This is a genomic window from Spirosoma terrae (assembly GCF_010435915.1).
In the GTDB taxonomy this organism is placed as follows: Bacteria; Bacteroidota; Bacteroidia; order Cytophagales; family Spirosomataceae; genus Spirosoma; species Spirosoma terrae.
Genome location: NZ_JAAFZH010000024.1, coordinates 19593 through 44163, shown reverse-complemented (window position 1 = coordinate 44163; position 24571 = coordinate 19593). Strand labels below are relative to the sequence as shown.

The window sequence follows — 24571 nt, the reverse complement described above, 5'->3', positions numbered from 1 at the left end:
TCACGAACAGTAAATGTCTGTACTTGATAGAAATAACGTACATCTGGTTGGCAACCTAGAATCAGAGAAAACCCTGGTTTTTGCTCACGGATTCGGAACCGACCAAACTGCCTGGAAAGATATTGTACCTGCTTTTTCCGATAGCTATAAAATAGTTCTGTTCGATTATGTCGGCGCTAACGAAGCCACAACACCCTATTTTAATCCGCGTAAATACAAACAGTTATACGCTTACGCTGACGATATACTGGACATTTTCGAGGAGCTACACCTAAAGGATGTTTTTTTTGTTGGTCATTCGGCGGGAGGCATGAGCGGCACATTGGCCGCTATTCAGGAGCCGGACTGGTTCTCTCAACTGATTTTGCTGAACGCATCTCCCTGTTACCTTGATGAGGAAAGCTATAAGGGCGGATTCAGCCACGAAGTGCTCGATGGTCTTTTCAAACAAATGGAAAGCAACTTTCATGCATGGGCGAGCGGTTTTGCGCCTATGGTCATGGCCAACACCGATCGGCCGCAATTTGCCGACGCCTTTACCAAAACGCTGACGGGTATGCGCCCTGACGTAGCGCTGGCCATTGCTAAACTTATTTTTCATTCAGACCATCGGAAGGATATCACCAAATTAACTCATAAAACACTCCTTGTACAGGCTACGGAAGATTATGCCGTACCTAACGATGTTGGTTACTACATGGAGAAACATATGCCAAATGCAGTTCTGGCTTTTGTAGAGACTGAAGGGCATTTACCGCACATTAGTGACCCCGATAAGGTTATAAAAGCGATAAAACCTTTTCTAAACTAAGCTTTTGTTCTAGATTTCGTCTAATAGTCGCTGATACGTCCTGTAGAGGGAAAAATTTGGCGGACATCTTATATGATGGACTTTAAAGTTCTTGAGAAACGATTTCGGAGCGTTGAAGCAACGGAAATTGGCCCAAAGCTGCAGGAAGCATACATACAGGAAATAGTAGCTTTTCTAAAAGCAGACGGCTGTTTTATTATACAGGAACGCGATGAATGGACCGCTACCATTCAGTTTTCCAATACAACAAAACAAAACTCCCCCCAAATTAATCCTGCGCAGTTATACGACCTAACCCAATCATCGCCTTTCTTTTTCGATCCTGATTTTACGCCCCGACGAGCACTCAAAAGCTTTCTGAGCCCTTATAAACAACTGGCTGGCTATCGATTGAATAACTATACATTCAAAGGATGGATACTGGTAGGCTGGAGTCAACCGACCAACGAAGCCCTGGATGACATTGAAGATGCGCTGTACCGATTCAGTGATAAAGTACTTGTCAGTAGTTTGTCCTTACAACGTATTGCTTTAGAACAGCAATATCGTTTCTTATTTGGCATTGTACCCCAGGCCATTGTTCTCATCAATGAAGATGAAGAAACAAGCTGGGTCAACCAGGCTGCTATTGAGCTATTGAATCTCGAACCTGGCGAATTACGTCCTTCTCCGGCCGACTTGTCGGTTGGCATGATGCAGCTCCGTAACAAGGCACTTAATATCGACGAAATCAACCAGACGGCCGCCCGATTTATTCATGATCCCAATTTTAGCATTAAAGAATGGATCTGGACATTTGACGACAAAATTCTGTCGGTTCTGACCCGGCCTATTTTTTCGCCTTACTTCAAAGGCAGAATATGGCTCTTCAACGACGTAATGGAGCTGTACAAAAAAAACCTGCAACTGTCAGATGCGTATCGGGAAATCGAAAACTTAATCAGCGTCATTGCCCACGATCTTAAATCTCCGCTATCGACGCTCAGTTTTGTTTTCAGTTTCCTGCCGATGACAGGCCCTTTAAACGACGAGCAAACCGAAAATATCGAGTATGGCCAGAAAACCATAAAACGCGGCCTCAATCTGATTGACAGTATTGTTTATTTCAATCGGCTGATCACCTCAAATCAACCCGTCAACCGGGAAAATATTGAATTAGCCGATCTCATCCATGTCATTGTCGACGGCTTCACGGCACAGGCTTACCAAAAAGACATAAAACTCCACGTCCAGCACGCTGGGCATCCTGTCATTCTGTATACCGATCCAGAATCACTTGTACGGATTCTTGATAACCTCATCAGTAATGCGCTGAAATTTTCGCCCTTTGGACGTAACGTATATGTTCAGACCGACATGCGCGAGCAAGGGTTAGTAATAGCCGTCAGAGACGAAGGTCCGGGAATTTCGACCGAAGACCAGGAGAAGCTTTTCAAGCGTTTTCAGCGATTATCGGCCCAGCCCACCAATAACGAAAGTACGTCGGGGCTCGGCTTGTCGATTGTGAAGGCACTAACTGAAAAACTGGGGGCTACCATTGAAGTAGACAGTACCGAAAATGTTGGCACTACGTTCAAACTGGTCTTTCCAGCCGAATACGTCAAATTTGTTGACAACGTTAATGCCGACAATCAGGAAGCTTTGTAAGCAGATTTATCAATCTTTACGGTATTACTACGTCGGCTATGCGCTTATCAATCACCGTTCTTCTCCCGTTTTTCTTGTTACCTATTCTGGGTTGTTCACTTTTTGCACAGGTTGATCCCAAAACCAAAGAAAACTATCCCTACCTGCTTTACCTGCCTAAAGAGTACGCTGCAACAACAAGCTATCCGTTAGTGATTTATCTGCACGGCGGATCGCATCGGGGAAATGATTTAACGAAGCTCAACGGATATGGCTTACCGGCTCTTGTAGAAAAGGGGCATGATTTTCCGTTTATTATTGCCTCGCCCCAGTGCCCGGATGGGAAATTCTGGTCTACCGACAATTGGCTGGAGCCACTGTACGACAAACTAACGACTACGTATCGAATTGATAAAAAACGGATTTATCTGACGGGGATCAGTATGGGTGGATATGGTACCTGGCAAACAGCAATAGCCTATCCCGACAAATTTGCCGCCATTGTTCCATTATGTGGTGGCTGCGACGACTCTACTCAGGTTTGTCGAATCAAGAACGTACCTATATGGACATTTCACGGCGTTGCCGACGATATAATTCCCCTATCGGAAACCGAGCGACTTGTTCGCCGGCTGGAAGCCTGTAAAGGGGACGTAACGTTTACCCGGTTAGCGAACGAAGGCCACTCCATTCAATACCTCTACGAAGACAAAAAAATATACGACTGGCTATTGAAGCAGCACAAGTAATAAAGCCCTATAAACCATTTTCCCGAAAGCGTTAACGAGTAAGGCTTTCGGGAAAATGATGCTGATCAGTTATACTTTGGTAGGGTCTGGGTGAACCCACGGCTGCCGATAAGGGCGTGCCAGTAAACCATTGGCTTCACGGTCGCCCACGATCTCCCGTTTTTTAGGATCATATACAATAGGACGACCCGTTTTCATCGACATATTGGCCAGAATACAACTGGCGGTAGAAATATGTCCTTCTTCAATATCGGCAATCGGGCGGCTGCCTTTGTCGATTGCATCCAGAAAGTTTAGCATATGCAGGCGGGTGGCAGGGGCTGCATTCAGCTCGATTTTTGGCTCAGTAGGTTCCGTAAGATCTTCAGGATATTTCTCTTTTTCGTAGACAACATCCTTATGGATTTTTTCGCCTTTGCCCTGCGGAATAAAGTCGTACGCCATCGTACTTCCCCATAGCGTGCCTTTATCGCCATAGAGTGTAAACGACCACGGATAATCTGGATTGGCGGGCGTTCCCCAGGACCGATGCTGCCATACACAGTTAAGATCATCGTATTCAAAAAGAGCCGACTGAGTATCGGAGATGTTCGATTTCCCTTCTTTTTGAACGTAGATACCGCCCGTTGAACTAATCCGTTTAGGCCAGCCCAGCTTCAACATCCAACGTACTGTATCGAGCATATGAACGCACATATCGCCCGTGATGCCGTTACCGTACTCCATAAACGTGCGCCACCAACGAACGTGAGGTAACCCATCGTAGGGTCTTAAAGGAGCAGGCCCCGTCCACATCTCATAGTCCAGAAAATCGGGAACGGCCTGAACGGGTGGATTTCCGTTATTCCGCATCGGGAAATAGCAGCACATCTCCACATGTGATACTTTTCCGAGCAAACCAGCATCTACGATATTTTTCTTAGCATCGATCAGATGCGGAGTGCTTTTACGCTGCGTACCAACCTGAACCACTTTATTGTATTTCCGGGCAGCCGCTACCATGGCTTCCCCTTCCATTACGTCAACACTAATTGGCTTTTGTACGTATACATTAGCCCCGGCCTTAATACAGTCAATGGTTTGTAAAGCGTGCCAATGATCAGGCGTTCCAATCAGCACAATGTCAAACTGATTATCGGCCAGCATTTTCCGATAGTCACCGTATAATTTAGGCGTTTTACCTGATTTCTGGCGCTGACTAACCAACTTGGCTGCCCCATCGAGCATTTTTTTATCAACATCACAAAGCGCCACCACTTCCACAGGAGCCACCTGAATCAACCGGAGCAAGTCACTTTTGCCGTACCATCCTGTTCCAATCAGCCCAACACGTAGTGTGTTTGCGGGATAAATCAGATCAAGACCACGGGCCCCAAACGTAGTAAGTGCAAGAGAAGCCGTTGTCCCCTGCAGGAAACGGCGACGATTAATATTGAATGTATTCATGCAAGTTGAGGGTTTCAGGCAGCCTCTGCCGACTAGCTATAGGATCTGTTTTCGGGAATCGCTTAGAGCGAAAACCTTTTTTCAGTAAAGGCAGAACCTTTTAGAAACTACCAATTCAGCCTGCAACATTAATCGTGATTGAGTAGATACGATCGCCCTATTGTATCCGGCCTGTTTCTTTAATGTCCATTTTCTCTGTAGCGCCGGACTTTTCTTAGTGTCTAGCTGAACGGAGTGCTGAGGTTGTCATGGACAGCATCCTGCTGTCGAAGCCGTAGGCTAAGTTGTAATGCCCCAATTAGCCACTGAGGTTGTCATAGACAGCAGGATGCTGTCTATGACAACCTCAGCACTCAATACCTCTAGCCCCTTGTCTGCATTTACGGAGTGCGTAGAAGACTACTTAATAACAGCAACTAAAGCCTGCTCAAACGTAGTGAGCTTATAATGTAGACGTAAACGGAGCTTTATAAACGTTTGGTTTGATGATACTGTAGCGTTTTATATAAATAGGCGATACGATCACGACTTCGTTTAAGGCGCATCTTAACGGTATTAACTTTACTACTATACAAGTCGGCAATTTCATTAACACTCAGCCCTTCTTCGTACTTAAGCCGTAACAGTCTTATATCCTTGGGAGAGAGGTAATCGATAGCTCGTTCCATAAGCTGTATAGCCTCTTCGTGTACCAAACTTTCATCAGCTTCCGGAATATCAAAAGCGGAATCGTCAGCAATGATTATTGTATTGATACGTCGCGCGAGCTTAAGCTGATCCAGGCAATAGTTGTAGGCAATCGAGTAAAGCCAGGTTGAAAAACGAGCCCGCTCCTGAAAAGCGTCGAGCTTAGAGAACGCCCGCAAAAATATATCGTGTGTAAAATCTTCGGCCTTCGTAGTATCCTGAGTTAATGATAAACATCTACGATAAACCTTGTTAACGTAACGCTTGTAAAGCGTCTCAAAGCAGTGGGTCGGCTGCGACGAGAAGTAAGCACGAATCATCTCCTCATCTGTCAGCATGTGCGTATTATTCACAGAACAAAAGCGCGGGTTAATAGCGATTAGTCCGCTTACGTACGCCCTCCTGTTCAATTTAGATTCTTTATAATCAATAAATACAATCAAAAATTAATTGATTACCAAAATGAGATAGCCCGAAAAGCAAACCGAACGGGTTAGCCTTATCAGAAGGCTATTTACCGTTTAGCAGTCAGAATTTTCACAAAAAAGAAGCACCGGTCCAGGACCGGTGCTTCTTTTTTGTGAAAACCCGAAGTCAACTTACGATTTCTTAGTAGTTTTTTTCGTGGTAGTCTTTGTTGTGCTTTTCTTGGTGGTAGTCTTTTTAGAACCCCCATCCAGCGAGTTAATCCAGGAAGCCAGTTTCAACGCATCTTCCTTAGGCACCTGTTTCATTGGAGCCATTGGAGGATACCCTGGCCAATGAGATGGATTTGGGTTGTAAATCAGATTTACAATTTCCTCATCCGAGTAATTCTTCTTGGCAACGTCAATATAAGCAGGACCAACCAGCTTCTGATTAGGGCGGTGGCAGGCTATACAGGTATATTTGCTCATCAGGGCATTCATATCCGCTGGAATATCAGCTGGAGCCTGAGCGTTAACATCAACAGAAACCAAGGCTAAGGCAGCCGCAGCCAGGAGAAATCCAAACGATTTTTTCATGAGAATCGGGTAACGATAAATGAACGGAACAAATTGATAATTGGCTATAGGTCAACCCCGCAAAAATAGATGGTTCCAACTTATAACCCAATTTTGCCATTAGTTTTCCTCTTTAAACCATTCGTTAGACAATTGTTCACACAAAACGTTTAATTACAGCTAAAATAAAAAAATAAACATGACGCCACTCGACCGTTTTTCGGGTCATGCCGGTTTATACGCCCAATATCGTATTGACTACCCTGCTGATCTCTACGATTTTCTGATGACTTATGTTACCAATCGACAAATGGCCTGGGATTGCGCTACGGGTAACGGCCAGGTAGCAAACGTACTGGCCGATTTATTCGAACAGGTTGAGGCAACGGACATTAGTGAAACACAACTGCTGTTAGCTGTCAAGAAATCAAATATTCACTACCAGCAAAGCCAGGCTGAGCATACTCCCTTTAGCGACCATACCTTTGATCTGATTACGGTAGCTCAGGCACTGCATTGGTTCGACATCAACGCCTTTCATCAGGAAGTTCGTCGGGTTGCTAAACCCGGCGCCACCATCGCCGAATGGGGATATGGACTGGTTAAAGCGGGCCCCGATCTGGATAAACTAATTGTTGATTTTTATCGGAATCGAGTTGGTCCGTACTGGGACCCGCAACGTGTCCATATCGATAATGCCTATAGCAGTCTTCCTTTTCCGTTCGCGGATTGTCAAGTCAAACCATTTACAATCCGCCGAAGCTGGCCATTAGACCGATTCCTAAACTACCTCCGAACCTGGTCGGCCGTTCGGCAGTACATTCATGAAAATGAAGAAGATCCGGTGAATGACCTTGGCGACGTACTAAAACCGCTCTGGGGCGAAACCGAGCGGGAGCTAACCTTTCCCGTATTTTTACGAATCGGCAAGGTCAACTAATCCAGACATTACGTACTAAAGCCATGTGTGCCAGAAAAACGTTGTGTTTCTCTGGCACACATGGCTTTAGTGTCTTTAGAAATTAAACGAGGCTGATGCTTTAAGTGCAAATGGACTGATCGGAATGCCATTATAGCCACCATCCAGATACGTTAGCCGGTGAATAGCCTGAATACGGATCAGTTTAAAAATATTTTCGATACCGTAGCCTACTTCTAAATACGGTTTCGATCCATCGAGCGATCCAAAATGAATAGGTTTCATCCCACCCGGCAATGGCCTGAACGTCTCGACGTCCTGATTTTCTTTCGATAAACTACCCCACAGTGCATCTACGTTAGCCACTAATCGCCAGTTCAGTTTTCGAATACCGGGAATACGGTTAAACAGGAACCCCTCAAACCGATGCTGTACATGAATAGATACAAATCGATCGCTAACAAATTCGTAAAACTGCATCCGGTTGAACGTATTATTGGTCAGCAGTGGAGTCGGATTACCCGTATGAGGAAATAATAAAGGAGCAGGTAACGTAGACGGCGTAAATCCACCCGAGAGCAAATAACTCATACGGCCAAATGGCCCGATACGTAGCGACTGCTGAGCACGTAGCGTCAGACGATCATAATTAAAATCGCCCCCCAACGACCGTAGGCCCCGAGTGTATCGAATGGTGAAGACCGGCGCCCGTTTCGTTCCCAACGTAATACGGTCATTACCATCCATAATATACTTTTCTTTTCTGGCCAGCCGTGCTTCTACCGACCAATACGTATCATAAATAGTAGACTGCAAAGGCGACAGATCGCCCATGTCGGGATGTATGCGATAATGAAAAGGAAATATTGGATCAAATGTTCGGCTGCCTAACGTAGCGGTCAACAAAATACCCCGAATGGGTTCGCTACGAAAAAACAACTCTTTCTGCTGGCTCCGGTACGCTCCTCTGTACCGTCCAAATCGGCTTAACGCGTAAAATATTCGATTGCCACCAATAAGCTCAGGTGTTAATCCTAGCCGTTCCAGATCGTCAGACATTTTCACCCCAGCCATTGTCCAGTGCTGACGGGAAAACAAATAATTCACTTCGCCACCGTATTTAAATTTACGGTCGAACGTCCCATAAGCCAGATACCCTCTGAAAATCCAGTTCCGGCTAAACTGATCATTGGTTCGGAAACCAATTCGGGTCCGCAGGCCCTCTACCGTGTTAATAGCGAACAAATAAGGATAGGGTCCCAACTCAATGCCTCCCATTTTATAAAAACCGGTAACTAATACCTGCCCTACTCCTTCCGCCGTTTTCACCGCTGGCACTGTCCGCAATTTGTCGATAATTTGGCGAGCTTTCAGGTCGTCTTTGTTTAAGGATTCGGCCCCGGCTAGCGTTTGTTGTACCTGATCCCAATAAGCCTCGTTCGCTGTCGCAACAGTATCACTCGGTTCAATCGGTTGTTCATAAAAAAACAACGGATGCGGTTTATTGATAACGATATTGCTACTGTGCAAAGCTACTTCGGCCCGCAACCCAAGCGATTGTTTACCAACGCCAGTCAAATCAGCCATCAAGCGGATCGTAGTAGGCAACCAGCCAACGGTAGCCTGCCCGATCGATGACGAATCGATCATTGGTTCAAGCTCCTGTTCGATTGTTAACTGACGTACATAGTTCAGATTGGCTCCACTACCAATGTGCGTTTCAATCTGGCAGAGTGCAAACGTAGTCGTATCGATCCAGGCTTTTCCCGTAAAAACAAGGTCTTCCTTACGTTTAGGATCAAATTGGATTTCGTAGCAGATATGATCACCAATCTTCGTGGTATCGGCCAGGTAGAATTCGTACCAGTTTTTCCAGTTATCGCCAATGGGCGATGCGAAATCCTTTCCCAGGATGGGAATATAGTTGTCGTAAAAATTCTGATTAACGAGGTTCGTGCCTCCTAGTAGCTGCGAACTCAATCCGGCATCATCGACAGCAACCCCTTTGATACGGGTTTTACGAATATCCTCCCGCTTCCGCGATGGATTATCCCGGTAGTAGTAGCGCGATACAGACTCCGAGACCAGAATCGGTAATAACCGATGCCCTTCGCTATCGATGATGGAATCGTGCTTGCTCATGGCTTCATTAATCCGTTTGATAAGCGGATTACGACGCATTCGATCCGACACGTGACTAAGAGCAACCTGCGTTTTTACGTAATTGTCACTTTCGTAAGCAGCCAGCCGCTTGCGGTCGTTTATGAAGCGATTTTTACGCACCTGACGTAAGACACGAAACGCCGGGTTCTCGCCCGCCCGAACCGTTATTTCCTGCAAAGCCGTACCGCCAGACACGAGTTTGATGTCCACTGCCTGCGAGGTGCGCTCACGATCAATAAACTGACGCTGCGTTACGTAGCCTAGCGAACTGACCGCAATAGAATCAGAGAGGATTTTAGCATGAATTGTATATCGACCTCGCTCGTCAGTTACGGTACCCACTCGGCGCCCCACCAATGCCACACTAGCAAACGGAATAGGTTCACCTGTCCGGGCATCTGTGATCAGCCCGGTCACGGTATACATAGTCTGTGCCTGGGCCTGATGAGTAACAGAAGCCAGTAAAAAACACAGCAAAAGAATGAGTAATTTCTGAGGAGGTTTCATACGTATAATTACGGTTGGCGAAATTACAAAATTCCATCCAATCACAAATTATACATATTGCTCAACTGTCATTAATAAGTCATTAAATGCCAATACGTTGGTATTAACCGTACTAGCCAATTTAGCCAACTAACCAGATACGGTCGGCATCTGCCCCTTGTTCAGTCCATTCCACTAAAACGCGTTGCGATTCAAGCGTATTGACTCGTTTTCCTGTATAATCTGGCTTAATCGGTAAATCGCGGTTATAACGACGGTCGACCAGAACGAGCAGTTCCACTTTTCGAGGCCGGCCAAACGCAGTCATTGCATCGAGTGCCGCTCTAACCATCCGTCCGGTTGCCAGCACATCATCAACCAGAATAACCCGTTTATCTTCTATAATGAACGGTACATGGGTTGTATTAGGACGTAACGGCGAGTCGCGTCGTCGAAAATCATCCCGATAGAACGTAGCGTCTAAATAACCAAACGGTACGTCATGGCCTAGCGTACGAGTTAACTCACGCCAGACACGCTCAGCAAAAAATATTCCTCGCGGCTGCATTCCCAGAATGACAGTATCTTCAAAGTTCTGGTGATTTTCGATCAGTTGCTGCGCCAGACGGCTAATCACAATTTCGAGCAGCGGACTGGAAAGAATCAGACGTTGTTGGTTCATGCGGTAAAAATAGGAGGTAAAGCTCAGAAACATCATGCTAATTTTGCAGTGTTAACAATCAAACCGTTGCCCGATTGGCAGGAAAGCTATCAAACAGGTAGTGACACGCTAACTGAACCAGGTTGCTCTTGGGCACCGATACGCTTAATACGTTCTCACAGGATTCCGTTATTCATGAAATTTTTACTTGTTGGCCTCGGTAACATTGGCCCTGAATATGCACTTACCCGCCATAACGTTGGTTTTATGGTCCTCGACCGTCTGGCCGCTCAGCACGGTTTTAATTTTACGATGACCCGCCTGGCCTACACCGCCAAATGGCAATACAAGGGGAAACAGCTTTTTTTCGTGAAGCCAACTACGTATATGAACCTTAGCGGTAAGGCTGTTCTCTATTATATGAAGCAGGAAAAAATTCCTGTCGAAAACATCCTCATCATTACGGACGACAAAGACCTGCCGTTCAATAAGCTTCGGCTCAAACCCAAAGGTTCGCCAGGAGGCCATAATGGGCTACGTAATATCGATGAATTACTTAACACCCAGGAATACGCCCGGTTACGGGTTGGAATCGGGAATAATTTCTCGAAAGGAAAGCAAGTTGACTTTGTTCTTGGCGAATTTCCAGAGGATGAAATGATCCAATTACCCGATTATTTAGACCGGGCCGGCGACGTAGCCCTCGCTTTTTGTACTATGGGTATACAGTTCGCCATGAACAATTACAACCAATAATATAAACTTTTAAAGAATTTTACATTTTTCCAAAAGAATATTTTATACATATTAACAAAGTACAAAGAGAAATATTATTCCGATTAAAGCTAAAAAAAAGCCATCTATTCCAAAAAATAACTACCAAACAATATTTTATTCAAAATATAATTCCGAAAGCGCCTTAATATTGTTTTGCATTTTCAGAACTTCTATTGACCTTTGTGCGTTGATTAATTGAAACGAAAATAGAACAAAACAATGAAATCGCGTGTTATCTTTGCGTCGTTGATTCTTGGATTAGGATTAATGACAAATCAAGCAACCGCGGCTACCACCACCAACACTGATGATAGCCCGGCAAACTCCAAGCCGGCTAGTGCAATGCTGGTTAACGGTTCAGAAAAGCAGTTCGCTGCTTATGTTACACAGAACGTTAACAAGTTTACGCGCAACACCAATTGGCAAAATTTTATGAGTGTTGTTTCTTTATACAACCAGACTCCAACCGCTGTTCTAACTATTAGTTCAGCCGACCGGACCAAGTTTAATGAAGCAGTTGCTCAGTTAAATAATCAACTGGCCAAACAAAATAAAGTAGAAGCCAGTCGCTGGATGAACCAGGCTAATCACACAGCCCGGATGATCAACTTCCTGTGGGACTTGAATCAATCACTCAGCGAACACTCTGACATTCAATAGTTTAAGCAAAACACTGATTTTGCCAACTATTTGGAACAGAAAAGGGTAAAAGTTAGTTTTTCATGTAGAAAAGGTTAAGGGTTTAGGAATAGTCAGTATAAGGTTCTCTGCTAAGATCAGGGAACCTTATCTTTTTTATAGCCTTTCATAGCTAAGCTTAGCCTTAGTAGCCAGCGGTTGCCAACGCGCAATTGCAGTAAGAACTGATTTATTTTTCTTAGTAAAGTCAGTCATAGTTGTTTAAATAAACATGAATCAGCTAGATTTTAAATTATTTATTTAAGCAACTATTCCCCTAATGATCAAATTAAAGTAAAGCATTGTATATTTCTGGCAGATATAACAAAAAAGCCATACTTCAAGATGAGCATGGCTTTCGCGTTTTCTTAACCTAAACTAGTCTTGAGGATGTCAGATACTGGAAATTAGGCGTCTAACGTCCAGTGTCTTATGTCCTTTAATTTTGTCCTCCAACTCGACCTTGTTCAGCCGATGTAGCTGAATTCCGCTGACGAGCCCCTTTTACGTTCTGATTGCCGAAGCGATACGTAAACGTCAGCATCATCCGACGACTTTCCCACTGCGAGCGAACACGGAAGTTAATATCCTGTACTTCAGCGCGACCATTGAATCGGTTCAACCAGAATGGATCGCTGATATTTAATTTGAGATTGCCTTTTCCTTCCAGTATCTTCTTCTGGACACCTAAACTGAAGGCGCCCATCGGTTGTGCCCGATAAAAACCGTACAGCGAAGATGAGTTGTACCAGGCCGACAGTTCAGCCGATAATGTTTTGCTGAGCGTGAAATTGTTCGATGAATATAGATTATAAGCCACCATCTTCACTTCAAAGGGTGTTCCCGAATAGAAGGTCTGGTAGTGCGTATAATAGGTATTGATATTATTCTGCATTCTCCACCATTTCGTTACGCCAACCGGAAAGCTAATGTTCAGATTGATGTTATCCAGCGATCCTAAGTTTTCAGGTGTTACGTAGGTAACATTTTCCGAAGCAATCTGCCGGGGAGTTTCCCGGTTTATGAAGTCAGTAGTCCGGCTGAAACCCAACGTGGTCGAAATAGCACTCTTATACACGTGTGTCACTTCAATGGAATTGGTGTACTGTGGACGCAGGAACGGGTTACCTTTTTGATACGTATACGGGTCCAGATAGAATACGAATGGATTCAGGTTCTGATAATCAGGACGATCGATCCGGCGGCTGTACGACAAATTCAGTGTATTAGTCGAATCTAGTTGTCTGGACAGAAACAAGGTTGGGAATACGTTCAGATAATTACGATCAACAGTCTGGTTCAGTGTAACCGACGTACCGATTGAGTGTGTATGCTCGGCCCGTAGTCCCATCTGCAACTTCGTTTTCTTGCCCAGATTACTCGCGTAGTTGATGTAAGCCGCGTTAATGTTCTCATCGTATTTAAACTGATTCGACCGGCTTGCATCAAAAACCCACTGCTTATTTTCCTGCTGCAACGTATCGTATAACGTATTGTTATCTGCCTTCACGAAACTGCTTTTCAAACCAGCTTCCAGTTTGGCACCGTTTTTCAGTGGGTGAACGTAGTCCGTTTTAAACGCCATGATATTAATCGTCGATGGCATGTTGTTCCGCACTTCCTGATTTGGCCGAATCACTTCGCTACCAGCACCTAAATACTTCGTATTCAGATTGTTGTAACTCTCGCCATTGTAATGAACATAATCGGCATCAACGGTCCACTCACGACCTTTTCCGTCAAAATCGTATTTATAATTGATGTTACCCGTAACGTTCGACAGAAATTGACGGGCATCAATTTGCGTAGATGGCCGGCTGGTTACTATCCGATTGGCATCGCTGATCACCGTATTGTTGATGCCTAATGAACGCCAGTCGTTTGAGAAACCATTGAACAAGGCACCTACTGTACTTTTCTTGCTGATAAAATAATCGACTCCGGCTTTGTAGGAATGCCCTTCAAAGGTATTAGGCCGGAACGATTTCTGATCGAAATACGTAACACTGCCGTTGTAAGGAATGGTGCGATTCAGCTCATTGCTCTGCACGCTCTGGCGATTTACGTAGCTGTAGTTTCCGAACAGATTTACTTTGCCTTCCCGATGATTCACGTTCAGCGACGTATTGAATTTTGGCAGATCATCACGAACACCGTTCAGGTTATTAACCCAACCGTAGCCCGTACCGGCAATGAACGTACCGTTTGTACCAAAATTCTTATTCTTTTTCATCTTAATATTGATGATTCCCGAATTACCAGCCGCATCGTATTTGGAACCTGGGTTCGTAATAATCTCAATCGAGGCAATGTTGTCGCTTGGCGTATTTTTCAGCAAATTAGATACTTCCTGCTGAGACAGATAGGTCTGTTTACCATCGATATAGACGATTACACCCGATTTACCTTTTAGCTGAATCTGATCATTCTGGCGATCAATCGTTACGCCGGGTGCCTTTTCCAGCACTTCCAGAGCCGTATTACCGCTGGCAACAATGCTATTTTCTACGTTAACTACGGTCCGATCAACCTGCTGCTCAATAAATGGCTTCTTGGCTACTACGTTTACTTCTGCCAGATTTTTCGACTCTTCAGCCATTGCCAGCGCAGGCAATTCAATGGCCGGATGCGTTTCATCGATTGTGAACGTAGCACTATACGTTTTACGGAAACCAATCTGCTGGGCAGCCACCCGATACTGGCCTGCTCCGACATTTTCGAAAGCATATTTGCCAGATACTTCGCTAATGGCTCCTTTCACGAGTGTTGAATCGTTTGCTTTCACAAGCATCATGGTCGCAAATTCGAGCGGTTTACCCGCCACCGTGGCAACTTGACCACTAACAGTTCCTCTGGTCAATATCTGTCCAAAAGACGTTGTTAGCGCAATGAGTGATAAAATAAAGGTGTAAAAAGTCGTTTTCATTGTATTTATTGTTCAGAAGGTTCGTGTGTCTGCGCTGAAGTACATTGCAAAGGTAGGTAGTATGCATCGCAAAGTACCTGTTCTTACACAAGCGGTCTGAACGGCTGGATGAGTGGATTTAGTTTGTGATTGGTGTTCTGGAAAGCGACTTTGACCCAAAGACGCGTAAAAAAGGGAAACGTTGCAGAGGCATTGATTTTTTTCTACTTTTCTTTCGAGTTCCGTCTCGCATAACATTATGGCTCTACTACATATTGGCTGGGTTATCCTAAACCTAAGCCTGGCAATTAGTCTGTTTATCGTGTCCTACCGAAATTTCCGTGGTTTTTCGGAGCGATACGGCTCCTTGGCCAGTATCGTAGTTTTTGTGCTGGTTGCCTCCATGTGCCAATCCCCAGCTAAGCAAGAGAACAAATCACCAGCCGGGCAATATGAACATACAGTCGCTTTTTCGGGACAAACCTCCCATTGGTCGGCCAGTCATGCTATTGTATTGCTGGACTGGCCAACCCTTGAACTGAACCAGGGAATATACCTCACTCATCCACCCAAGTCCGATTCTGTACGAATTGCCAGTCAGACATTTTTAACGGGTACGGTAGTTGGCGTTCAGTGGAAACCGGTAACGACTTTCGTTGACCTCGGTGCCGATAAACGCATTCATTATAGTGCTTCCGGAGTTCTGGAGTGGCGCCTGCTGGGTCTTCCGGTTTACAGCCAGTCCATGTCGTTCGAAGGCGATCAGGCTTATAATCCTGATTACGCTGATTTATCCGCCAGACTATGATTTTGTATTGATTACTACGTTTCATAAAAGGGAAAGCAATCAGCGTAATCCTGCCAAACCGACGTAACGGTGCAAACGACCATTACAATTTCAGGCCAACCGCCCACACACTGGCATCTGGACCTTCGCCCGAACGGAAGGGACTGTTGGGTTCATAACGGAAAAACAATTTACCGCAACCCCGGAAGCCAAGCTCACTGGTCAATCCCCAGCGTACTGGATTGAGATTAAATGAACCGTGTTTACGTACAGCCGATCCTCCTTCGGGCTTCACCTTTGTATAACTGTCGAGACGCATACCAGCGTAAGCCCCGGCAGCGAAGGTCAGCCCTGATTTAAACCGAACATTTAATAACACAGGTAAATTAAGCTGAGTTGTTACTAACTTCGACTTACGAAGATCAACGTTGGCAGCCTCGATAACCAGTTGATTATTTTGCTCGGTAAGCGTGTTACGTCCTTCAAACATGAAGTTATTCCAGGCAACCTCCGGGCCAGTCACCAACCGTAGTTTTGTTGACCCTGCAGTCAGTAAAGGAATTCGTTTTTGCCAGGCTAGCGCCACAAAGCGTGAGCCAATCGGGCGCAAATCGTAACCAGCAGGCATCGAACCGCCAAAGTTGTTGAAGCCTACGTAAATGCTGAAATCTGACGTAATACGTTCAACCGTTTTGAGTGGTTTATTCGTGCGAACAGAGTCAGAATTATCTGAAATAATAGTTACAGAAGTTTGAGCAAACGAAACGGCTGAAGCTGCAACTAAAGCGGTAGTCAATAGGTGTTTGAACGTTTTCATAGCTGTAGTCAATAGTAAGAGTTTAGGAACTTGAAGTTTACGTGTTCAAAAGTTGTGTTCTTTGTGGTATTTGACAGGAAGATGTAAGAACTCGGGTTGCAGGTTGCATGTACTGAAAATATTTTTCTTATTTTTTCATTCACTAACCACAAGCAACTGATAATCAACAGGAAATCAGAGGAAACTTTCTACACCAACTAATTTTTCACGGAATTGATGCTCTTACGCTATCTGGTTATACTATGTCTGGCGAGTAATGTCGTATTGGGACAGACGCCCGACCTGACTTTTCAGAAACTAAGCACTAAAGATGGATTGCCATCCAACTTTGTCTCGGGCATTACTACCGACTCTAAAGGCTACCTGTGGATAGCCACCCGGCTGGGACTTTGCCGCTATGATGGCTACACGTTCAGAAAAATGCCGGAAACCCTACCTGGAGCTGTCAGCAGCATCTGTACACTTCCCAATGGAACACTGGCCGCTAACTGGAGCCGGTCAGGACTCTTCATTATTGATTCGGAAGGACAGATCAAAACGACCGTCGACTCTGTACAATTTAAAGATGCCGACCCGGTTAACGATCACTTTGAGAACCTGTTTGCCGACAGCCAGGGCAATTTATGGTCGAGCAGTCTGGGATTAGTACGTCGTCATGATTTAACCCATCGCAAACGGTATCATTACCCAATCAGCGGCACTAATCATACCAGCGAAGCCAATCATTTTTTTGAAGACAAGCAGCACCGATTATGGATTTATAATGAAGTAGGACTGTATCAGTTTGATAAACAACGAAATAGATTTCGGTGCGTTATAGGCCCAGGCGCATTGAATAAACCGCTACGTTTACCTATCCCCTTCTCGGCCATCACAGAAGACAATACGGGCTGCTTATGGCTTGGCACGCAAAATAGTGGCCTTATCCGGTACGATCCCAGGCAGGAAGCGATCCAGCGTTATCCGGTGGCCGGCACGATCCAGAGTATGGCTTTTATTGTTGGCCCATCCGGAACGAGCAATCTTTGGCTGGGTTGCGACAATGGACTAACGATCTTTCATCCAATCACGAAATCGGTTATAACCTCCAATGAACTCACCAAACAAGGAATCAGAATTAGCCAAATTCATTCCGATCCCCACAAGAATCTGGTTTGGCTAGGCACAAACGAAGGGCTTTTACAATTTCGATCGGGCGCAACGGCCATCCAAACGGTTCTTCTGCCAGACTCAATTGTCAAACTTCCAGTTACGATCAAGTCAATCGTTTCATCAACGCCCGATACGTACTGGCTAGGCTTATCACACACGGGCGTACTCCAATGGAACCGAAAAACTAACTATTTCCGTCTGTTTCCGTTTCCGAACGAATCGGTTAGCGCTACGTTATCGTGGATCAATAGCAAACTCTGGGCAGCCACCGACCGGGGCCTTTTCCGTTTAGAGAATGACCGTTTCCACCGGGTGAATCTACAGACACGATTTTCGTCAAATTCTTTCCAGAAAGTCATTATCGATAAGCATAACCGACTTTGGGTACTCCACCGAAGCGAAGGATTGCAGGTTTTTGATGCTAAAACGCTACGGCCTCTTACGCTCTGGAATGAACAGAAAGCACTCAGTTTGTGGCAGACGAATAGCTACCACGACCTAACCGAATCAGCCGATGGTAAAATCTGGATAGCCGCCTGGTATCCTAAAAGCTTTGGTATGATCTGGTACAATGAATCGGAACGGCGGTTGCAGGAAATGGCCGATTTTAACGTACACACATTTTTTGTCGGCGACTATTTCAACCAGGTCTCAACTGGCAAAAACGGCAAGTTGCTCTTCTCCGGGGGCGGGGGCGTTAACATAACCAACGCGAAAGGAATCATCGACACCGCCCAATCGGTGTATGCCCGTAGCGAATCGAGCCTGGCCAGCGATTTTTGCGTCGGTATTGCCGAAGACAATGAAGGGGAACTCTGGATCGGAACCGGCGAAGGACTCCATGCCTACAAAACTCAAACCAAACAAATCCGGCGTTTTACGGAAGTGGATGGCCTGCTGGCCGATGACGTAACGAATGGTTTTCTAATGACCGATAACGACCTGATACTGATCGGGCAACAAAATGGAATCAACCTGGTCAGCGTTGCTCAGCTACGTCAGCCCGCACCCTTGCCCCAGCTAACCATATCCAGCGTACAGGTGAATGGGCAATACCGACAACTTGACGCCAGCAAACCCATCGCCCTGGCTAAACATGAAAACGACCTCCGTTTTACCTTTACGACGCTCAACTTTTCGCCGAACAGCGCTACGCATTTCCGGTATAAACTAACGGGCCACGAAAACTGGTTTAACCTCAACACCACCAACGAAGTAAACCTAACCAATCTAAAATCGGGCGATTATACGCTGACGATTCAGAACGGCGACGTAACAAACCGCTGGAATCCCAGACAGGTGACCATCCATTTTTCGATTGCGCCCGCCTGGTATGAAACAGGCTGGTTCCGTTCACTGCTTGTGTTGGCTCTTCTCAGCACTTTATACGGCTTTTACCGATTACGGATCGGTCAGGAACGACGCCGAAGTGAACTAACCCGCCAACGCGCCGAAGCCGAAACGCGCGCCTTACGGGCGCAGATGAATCCGCATTTTATTTTCAACTGCATGAATACCATCGATGCGTATATTCTGACCAATCGGCCAGATGATGCTTCGATATTCCTACAGAAATTTTCGCGGCTGGTTCGGCAAGTCCTCGAAAATTCGCGCGAAACGCTTATCCCGATTGAGCGTGAAATTGAAACCCTGGCCTTATACATTGAGCTGGAAGAAGAGCGTGCCGATCATCGGTTTGGGCACCGTATTACAGTTGACCCCGATACGGCCAACAAGCTCATTCCTCCGCTTATCCTGCAACCATTTGTCGAAAACGCCATCCTGCATGGATTAAGGCACAAGATGGATGGCCCTGGCCACTTGTCGATTACGATCGAACAACATAACAATCGACTGATCTGTATCATTGAAGACAATGGTATTGGCCGAACAAAAGCCGAATTCCTAAAAACCGACGTAGCGGGCCGCCGTTTTCAATCGTTGGGCAGTACGGTTACAAGCGAACGCATCGACTCCCTACAGGCTATGTTTGGCTCCGAAGCCTCCTATCTAATCACCGACCAGAATCCGATTGCAAAAACCGGCACTATTGTTACGTTAAACCTCCCTTTGCTAAGCTAACATTCTGTATACAAACACATTACCTACATATTAATCTATTCAGTACGGAGACTATCAGCAGGATTCGTTATTGCGGTTCGATACGTGCGAAAGCCAATAGTTAGTCCACCCAGCAACAAAAGCGCGCCAAAGCAAAGGCCCAGCATACTAGCACCGACCGAAATATGATAGGCAAATGTTGTCAGAAACAAGCTCGACGCCAGATACCCCAGGGGAATGGCAATAGCACCGGCAATCAGTAACAACTTCACAAAATCCCAGGACAGTAGCCAAATGACCTGATCTATCCGAGCCCCCATTACCTTCCGAACAGCGACTTCCTTAGTACGCAGCTCCATCGTATACGTAACCATACCCAACAGCCCAAGACAGGCGATTGACAAAGCCAGACCAATCAGAAGTGCCAAAAACGCTAAATCGTCGGTATGGCTGTGTCGATCATTCAGGAACGTATCGTACCATATCCCAGCAAACGGTTCATAAGGCTGTACACGTTTCCAGATACGGGCAATGGCGCTACGAACTTCCTCTGGATTACCACTGGCCACTTTTACAGTAAGGTAGCGGAACGTAGCAGGCTGATACCGCATAATCAGTGGGCTGATTTTCCAAACTAATGTAGTAAACTTAAAATCGTTCAGTACACCCGCTATTTGCACATCGGTGCTGTCGTTTAGCCAGATGGTCTGCCCAATTGCAGCCCCTGCATTGCCCAGATGAAACGAACGTACAGCCTCTTCATTAATCAATACTAAGCGCGAAGCCGAATCAGAAGCAGACGCAGGTAGATTATGACCCGCTATCATTGACAAGCCCATTACTGAAGTCAGATTCGCATCCATAGAAAAGATATGTGCCTGTGTCGAATCTCCGCCCGATCGATCCCGGCGAACCGTCTGCCAACCATCGCCATGATCACCAAATAGAGCCGACGTAGCGGCTACGCGCTCTACTCCCGCCAACTGATTAATTTCTGTCTGCAAGCGTGTAGCAGAAACTCCATTTAAAGGAATCACAAATACATTACTACGATCGAATCCGTAGTCGGTATGTCCCATATAATGCTGTTGCCGAGCCATCGACAGAAGCGTAATCATGGCGAACAATGAAATTGCGAACTGGGCAATTATCAATGATTTCCGAAGGGTAATCCCACGAAAGACCCGCAGCCCTGTCTGACTACGTAATACCTGGGCGGGTTGAAACTGGGTTAATACTTTAGCCGGTAGTAGTCCGGCCAATAAACCTGTCAGTACACTGAACGTAACAAAAATAAACCATACACCTACGTTACTCTCCCATTCTACCCCACCAATTAACCACTGCTGAACAAACGGCATTGGCTTAATCAGTTGTAACATCCCATAAGCCATACTAAGTCCAAAAAGCGATAACACAACCGACTCGGCCATAAACTGCGCCATTAATTGCCAACGTAACGCGCCAGCTACTTTTCGAATACCGACTTCACGCGCGCGACTCAACGACCGGGCCAGGGTTAGATTGATATAGTTAAAAGCAGCTAACAGAAGTGTTAATAAACCGACTCCGAGTTCCGTTTCCAGCTTGCCAATTGTCGGTTCATACGTTGCGTTCATTAATTCTTCGCGAGCCGGAGATAGTTTCGTCAAAGGCTGGCTTCGTAGCGTATACCCTTTTTCAGAGGCAAAACGTAGTCCGTTCGTAGCTCGGTTACTTAACTCTGGCAACACTTTCGCCAGCGCATCCGTTGCCATTCCGGGCTTTACCATAACGTAAGTGTAGCCCTGCGAATAGTTTCTCCAGTCGGCTAATGCCTGCTGCCATGCCGGTCCTGACAAAGTAGCTACCGATACCAGCACATCAAAGTGCAGGTGCGTTTTAGCGGTCGATTCACGAAGAACCCCCGTAACCGTTAATGCGCCCAAATCATGATGAGTAAGCACTTTGCCTATTGGGTTAGCGGAGCCGAAAAAACGCTGAGCAGTCTCCTGAGTCAGAACAATTGTTTTTGGTGCAACAGCCGGCTGGCCTTTTTCTAAACGAAAGCCAAAAATCCGGAAGAAACCCGCATCAACAACACTATATAGTACGGGTAATTGCTTCGTGCCAGTCGAAAAATCGCCGTTATTTCTGATCACCCGCGTTACCTCCTCAACAAACGGATACTTCTGCTTAAGTTCGTCAGCAAGAGGCAGGGGTGACGTAGCAAAACTTCGATTATCGTTATCCTGAGTTACTACGTCCGTTAAAATACGATATGTACGTTCGGGGTGTGGATGAATCGAGTCATAATCAAAGGCACCTTTAATGCCAATCATCGCCAGCAAACAAACCAGCAGCCCTGAGGCTAACCCAAACACATTAATAAACGAGAACAGCTTATTTTTCCAGAGATTTCGCCAGGCGATTCTAAAGAAGCTATAGAACATAGTCATGGTTAAAGAATTTAGGCATTTAATACTGGCCAGTTCAAGACCTATCTGTCATGTCGGCTCATTTATTCATTATTCGTTTCGCAGGCTCTTCACTGGGTTTGTCAGAGCGGCTTTGATCGACTGAAAACTTAGCGTTATCAGGGCAATAACAATGGCTATACCCCCCGCCAACGCAAACGTCCACCAGTCCAGATCAACCTTATAGGCAAAGCTCTGTAGCCAGCGATCTGCTCCCCAATACACCAACGGACTCGCCAGCAGAATGGCCAGCAAAACCAGCTTTAGAAAATCTTTAGATAGCAACGCAACAATACTCGCTACCGACGCGCCCAGCACTTTACGAATGCCAATTTCCTTTGTTCGACGTTCGGTGGTGAAGGCGACTAACCCGAACAAACCCAGGCAGGAAACCAAGACCGTTAAACCAGCAAATCCGTTGAATAGCGCAATCATTAACTGGTCTCTACGATATTGATCGGCAAACGATTCGTCAAGAAACGTGTACTCAAACGGATAGCTTGGATAATGACTCGCCCAGATTGTTTTTACGATGTCAAGATTACCCGGCTTGATACGTAGCATGACGTTATTGACTGGAAACGTATTATAGATCATTACCAATGGCTCAACCGGGTTATGCAGTGATCGGTAGTTAAAGTTCTTAACGACCCCAACCACTTCGCCTTTATGACCGAAACCCGAAATCGTTTTACCGACGCCTTCTTTCCAGCCCGCCAGTTTCACGAATGCTTCGTTCACCAAAAAACCGCCATTCAGGTCTGCCTTTGTCTGAGACGATAAATTTCGGCCCGCCTTCAACCGAATGTTGAGTAATGGCAGGAACGTATCATCGATAAACATATAGTTGCTCATCAACTCCCGCTTTTTACCGTTCGATTGAATCGTTGTTGAAGCCATAGCCGTCGGCCCGTTCGCCAGACCCGACCCTAACGTAACAACTCCCACTTCACTACGTTCCTTCAGACGGTTAGCCAGTGCATTAGCTCCAGCTCTGGCCGTCGAATCGTCAGGTAGATACACACTAAGAATCTGTTCACGGGTAAAGCCAATATCATACTGCTGCATATACGTCATCTGCCGACGAACAACCAGTACGCCAGCAATCATGCACACGGCCAATACAAACTGAAACACAATGATTACTCGTCGAAGCCACGCCCCCTGCCCGTACGTACTCAATGTACCTTTCAGGACGGCAACGGGCTGGTAGCCAGACAAGACAAAAGCTGGATATAAGCCTCCTAGTAACGTAACGACCAGCCAGATACCAAGGATCAGCAACAACGCCTGCTGCCAGGAAATGGATAGCTGAACAGTCAGCAACTCGTTAAAAAACGGGATAACCAGCACCGCCGTCAAAACCGCCCCGGCCAGTGCCATACCACTCAACAGAAGCGACTCGAACAAAAACTGACGAACCAGCTGACTACGCTCCGCTCCGTTCGCTTTGCGAATACCAACTTCTTTAGCTCGCTCTGTAGCTTTTGCCGTTAGCAAATTAATGTAGTTCAGCAACGCAATAACCAGCACAAAAGCAGCCAGGAAGACGAATAAATAACTGTACTGCTTATTACCTTTTGGCGTATCTTCTATTTTTCCCTGGCTATAATGCACGTCACCTAGTGGCTCGGCCGAAAACCGGATAGAGTAGCCGTCTTCTCCCATTTTTTTGAGTTCAGGGTCAACAGACTTCGCAGCCAGTTGATCCAGCTTTTTCGTGAAACCAACCAAATCAGGCTGATTTCTAAAGAGAACAAAGGTGTAGGCTGGAAAATCTTCGTCGAGCCAGGCTCGGCTCTTGGGTGGTTTTTGGGACAGCAACGCCCGAACCGGCATATCTGAATTGGTCGGCGGATTGGCAATAACACCGGTGATTTGGTACGTTTCCTTATTGATCTCCAGAGATTTGCTCAAAACGTCGATTTGTCCGAAATAGGCATTGGCAAACTTCTCCGTTATAACAGCGCTATTAGGATTCGTCAGGGCAGTGGCGGGATTTCCGGATAAAAACTGGAACGAGAATACCGAAAAAACATCCGCATCAGCATAATACACATCCGGCTCACTAATCAGTTTAGCGGGCGTCCGGACAACGGCCGACGTAATACGAAAGCGAACTGCTGTTTCAACCTCCGGGTAATTGCGTTTCAACTCCTCGGCCAGTAGCATGGGCACCGACGCAATGGCCAGTGGCGATTCGGGTGTTTGCAAGTCGGTCGTTACGCGAACAATCCGGTCGGCTTTTGGGTGATGCGTATCGTACGAAAACTCATGACGAACATATAACACAATAACCAGACAGGCCGCTAAACCAATGGCTAGTCCACCTACATTCAGACCCGTGTAGAGTTTGTTTTTCCAGAGGTTTCGGAAAGCAATTTTAAGATAATTTTTGAGCATGGAG

The 24571-nt window shown here is 45.9% G+C and carries 17 protein-coding genes; 8 read left to right on the top strand and 9 right to left on the bottom strand.

Going from position 1 to position 24571, the window contains the following annotated elements:
* Window positions 1-13: 13 nt before the first annotated feature.
* From GK108_RS29865 to GK108_RS29855, 3 genes are all read left to right on the top strand, one after another.
* Window positions 14-811, top strand: coding sequence for an alpha/beta fold hydrolase (locus GK108_RS29865; RefSeq protein ID WP_246225277.1), 798 nt, complete (start codon window positions 14-16; stop codon window positions 809-811).
* 72 nt (window positions 812-883) lie between these two features.
* Window positions 884-2458 (top strand): sensor histidine kinase, encoded by a 1575-nt coding sequence (locus tag GK108_RS29860; protein ID WP_163955260.1) that lies wholly within the window; start codon window positions 884-886, stop codon window positions 2456-2458.
* Window positions 2459-2496: 38 nt separating this feature from the next.
* Window positions 2497-3186, top strand: coding sequence for a carboxylesterase family protein (locus tag GK108_RS29855; protein ID WP_163955259.1), 690 nt, complete (start codon window positions 2497-2499; stop codon window positions 3184-3186).
* A 69-nt stretch (window positions 3187-3255) separates the two neighbouring features.
* Here the strand turns inward: GK108_RS29855 and GK108_RS29850 are convergent, their stop codons facing one another.
* From GK108_RS29850 to GK108_RS29840, 3 genes are all read right to left on the bottom strand, one after another.
* A complete protein-coding gene (locus GK108_RS29850; protein WP_163955258.1) occupies window positions 3256-4632 on the bottom strand; it encodes a Gfo/Idh/MocA family protein in 1377 nt (458 codons plus the stop codon).
* A 467-nt stretch (window positions 4633-5099) separates the two neighbouring features.
* Window positions 5100-5672 (bottom strand): RNA polymerase sigma factor, encoded by a 573-nt coding sequence (locus GK108_RS29845; RefSeq protein WP_317166598.1) that lies wholly within the window; start codon window positions 5670-5672, stop codon window positions 5100-5102.
* Between the two features lie 246 nt (window positions 5673-5918).
* Entirely contained in the window at window positions 5919-6323 is a 405-nt protein-coding gene (locus GK108_RS29840; protein WP_163955257.1) for a c-type cytochrome, read from the bottom strand.
* A gap of 178 nt (window positions 6324-6501) precedes the next feature.
* Between GK108_RS29840 and GK108_RS29835 the strand changes: the two genes are divergently transcribed.
* Window positions 6502-7242 (top strand): class I SAM-dependent methyltransferase, encoded by a 741-nt coding sequence (locus GK108_RS29835; protein WP_163955256.1) that lies wholly within the window; start codon window positions 6502-6504, stop codon window positions 7240-7242.
* A gap of 75 nt (window positions 7243-7317) precedes the next feature.
* Here GK108_RS29835 and GK108_RS29830 read toward each other — a convergent pair whose 3' ends face one another.
* Together GK108_RS29830 and pyrR are read right to left on the bottom strand one after the other, a co-directional pair.
* Window positions 7318-9891, bottom strand: a complete 2574-nt coding sequence (locus GK108_RS29830; RefSeq protein ID WP_163955255.1) for a DUF5686 and carboxypeptidase-like regulatory domain-containing protein — start codon at window positions 9889-9891, stop codon at window positions 7318-7320.
* 121 nt (window positions 9892-10012) lie between these two features.
* The gene (gene pyrR / locus GK108_RS29825; protein ID WP_163955254.1) at window positions 10013-10552 is read right to left on the bottom strand and encodes a bifunctional pyr operon transcriptional regulator/uracil phosphoribosyltransferase PyrR; all 540 of its coding nucleotides are present in this window, start codon (window positions 10550-10552) and stop codon (window positions 10013-10015) included.
* Window positions 10553-10726: 174 nt separating this feature from the next.
* Between pyrR and pth the strand changes: the two genes are divergently transcribed.
* Both pth and GK108_RS29815 read left to right on the top strand, forming a co-directional pair.
* Window positions 10727-11287 (top strand): aminoacyl-tRNA hydrolase, encoded by a 561-nt coding sequence (pth, locus tag GK108_RS29820; protein WP_163955253.1) that lies wholly within the window; start codon window positions 10727-10729, stop codon window positions 11285-11287.
* A 240-nt stretch (window positions 11288-11527) separates the two neighbouring features.
* Window positions 11528-11968, top strand: a complete 441-nt coding sequence (locus GK108_RS29815) for a hypothetical protein (RefSeq protein ID WP_163955252.1) — start codon at window positions 11528-11530, stop codon at window positions 11966-11968.
* 457 nt (window positions 11969-12425) lie between these two features.
* On the opposite strand, the gene GK108_RS29810 is transcribed toward GK108_RS29815, so the two are convergent.
* Window positions 12426-14912 carry an outer membrane beta-barrel protein gene (locus GK108_RS29810; protein ID WP_163955251.1) on the bottom strand — a complete coding sequence of 829 codons (2487 nt, stop codon included), beginning with the start codon at window positions 14910-14912 and terminating at the stop codon, window positions 12426-12428.
* 238 nt (window positions 14913-15150) lie between these two features.
* Here GK108_RS29810 and GK108_RS29805 point away from each other — a divergent pair, with 238 nt between their 5' ends.
* Window positions 15151-15699, top strand: a complete 549-nt coding sequence (locus GK108_RS29805; RefSeq protein WP_163955250.1) for a hypothetical protein — start codon at window positions 15151-15153, stop codon at window positions 15697-15699.
* An 82-nt stretch (window positions 15700-15781) separates the two neighbouring features.
* On the opposite strand, the gene GK108_RS29800 is transcribed toward GK108_RS29805, so the two are convergent.
* Entirely contained in the window at window positions 15782-16495 is a 714-nt protein-coding gene (locus GK108_RS29800; RefSeq protein WP_163955249.1) for an outer membrane beta-barrel protein, read from the bottom strand.
* Window positions 16496-16711: 216 nt separating this feature from the next.
* Between GK108_RS29800 and GK108_RS29795 the strand changes: the two genes are divergently transcribed.
* Window positions 16712-19729, top strand: coding sequence for a two-component regulator propeller domain-containing protein (locus tag GK108_RS29795; RefSeq protein ID WP_246225285.1), 3018 nt, complete (start codon window positions 16712-16714; stop codon window positions 19727-19729).
* Window positions 19730-19764: 35 nt separating this feature from the next.
* On the opposite strand, the gene GK108_RS29790 is transcribed toward GK108_RS29795, so the two are convergent.
* Together GK108_RS29790 and GK108_RS29785 are read right to left on the bottom strand one after the other, a co-directional pair.
* Window positions 19765-22146, bottom strand: a complete 2382-nt coding sequence (locus GK108_RS29790; RefSeq protein ID WP_317166597.1) for an ABC transporter permease — start codon at window positions 22144-22146, stop codon at window positions 19765-19767.
* Window positions 22147-22215: 69 nt separating this feature from the next.
* Window positions 22216-24567 carry an ABC transporter permease gene (locus GK108_RS29785; RefSeq protein WP_163955247.1) on the bottom strand — a complete coding sequence of 784 codons (2352 nt, stop codon included), beginning with the start codon at window positions 24565-24567 and terminating at the stop codon, window positions 22216-22218.
* Window positions 24568-24571 lie beyond the last annotated feature (4 nt).

What these genes read in the sequence shown, in the direction of transcription:
- GK108_RS29800 (WP_163955249.1), bottom strand. Translation starts at nt 16,495, where the DNA reads ATGAAAACGTTCAAACACCTATTGACTACCGCTTTAGTTGCAGCTTCA.
- GK108_RS29850 (WP_163955258.1), bottom strand. Translation starts at nt 4,632, where the DNA reads ATGAATACATTCAATATTAATCGTCGCCGTTTCCTGCAGGGGACAACG.
- GK108_RS29860 (WP_163955260.1), top strand. Translation starts at nt 884, where the DNA reads ATGATGGACTTTAAAGTTCTTGAGAAACGATTTCGGAGCGTTGAAGCA.
- GK108_RS29795 (WP_246225285.1), top strand. Translation starts at nt 16,712, where the DNA reads ATGCTCTTACGCTATCTGGTTATACTATGTCTGGCGAGTAATGTCGTA.
- pth (WP_163955253.1), top strand. Translation starts at nt 10,727, where the DNA reads ATGAAATTTTTACTTGTTGGCCTCGGTAACATTGGCCCTGAATATGCA.
- GK108_RS29790 (WP_317166597.1), bottom strand. Translation starts at nt 22,146, where the DNA reads ATGACTATGTTCTATAGCTTCTTTAGAATCGCCTGGCGAAATCTCTGG.
- GK108_RS29815 (WP_163955252.1), top strand. Translation starts at nt 11,528, where the DNA reads ATGAAATCGCGTGTTATCTTTGCGTCGTTGATTCTTGGATTAGGATTA.
- GK108_RS29805 (WP_163955250.1), top strand. Translation starts at nt 15,151, where the DNA reads ATGGCTCTACTACATATTGGCTGGGTTATCCTAAACCTAAGCCTGGCA.
- GK108_RS29785 (WP_163955247.1), bottom strand. Translation starts at nt 24,567, where the DNA reads ATGCTCAAAAATTATCTTAAAATTGCTTTCCGAAACCTCTGGAAAAAC.
- GK108_RS29835 (WP_163955256.1), top strand. Translation starts at nt 6,502, where the DNA reads ATGACGCCACTCGACCGTTTTTCGGGTCATGCCGGTTTATACGCCCAA.
- GK108_RS29855 (WP_163955259.1), top strand. Translation starts at nt 2,497, where the DNA reads ATGCGCTTATCAATCACCGTTCTTCTCCCGTTTTTCTTGTTACCTATT.
- GK108_RS29830 (WP_163955255.1), bottom strand. Translation starts at nt 9,891, where the DNA reads ATGAAACCTCCTCAGAAATTACTCATTCTTTTGCTGTGTTTTTTACTG.
- GK108_RS29865 (WP_246225277.1), top strand. Translation starts at nt 14, where the DNA reads ATGTCTGTACTTGATAGAAATAACGTACATCTGGTTGGCAACCTAGAA.
- GK108_RS29840 (WP_163955257.1), bottom strand. Translation starts at nt 6,323, where the DNA reads ATGAAAAAATCGTTTGGATTTCTCCTGGCTGCGGCTGCCTTAGCCTTG.
- pyrR (WP_163955254.1), bottom strand. Translation starts at nt 10,552, where the DNA reads ATGAACCAACAACGTCTGATTCTTTCCAGTCCGCTGCTCGAAATTGTG.
- GK108_RS29810 (WP_163955251.1), bottom strand. Translation starts at nt 14,912, where the DNA reads ATGAAAACGACTTTTTACACCTTTATTTTATCACTCATTGCGCTAACA.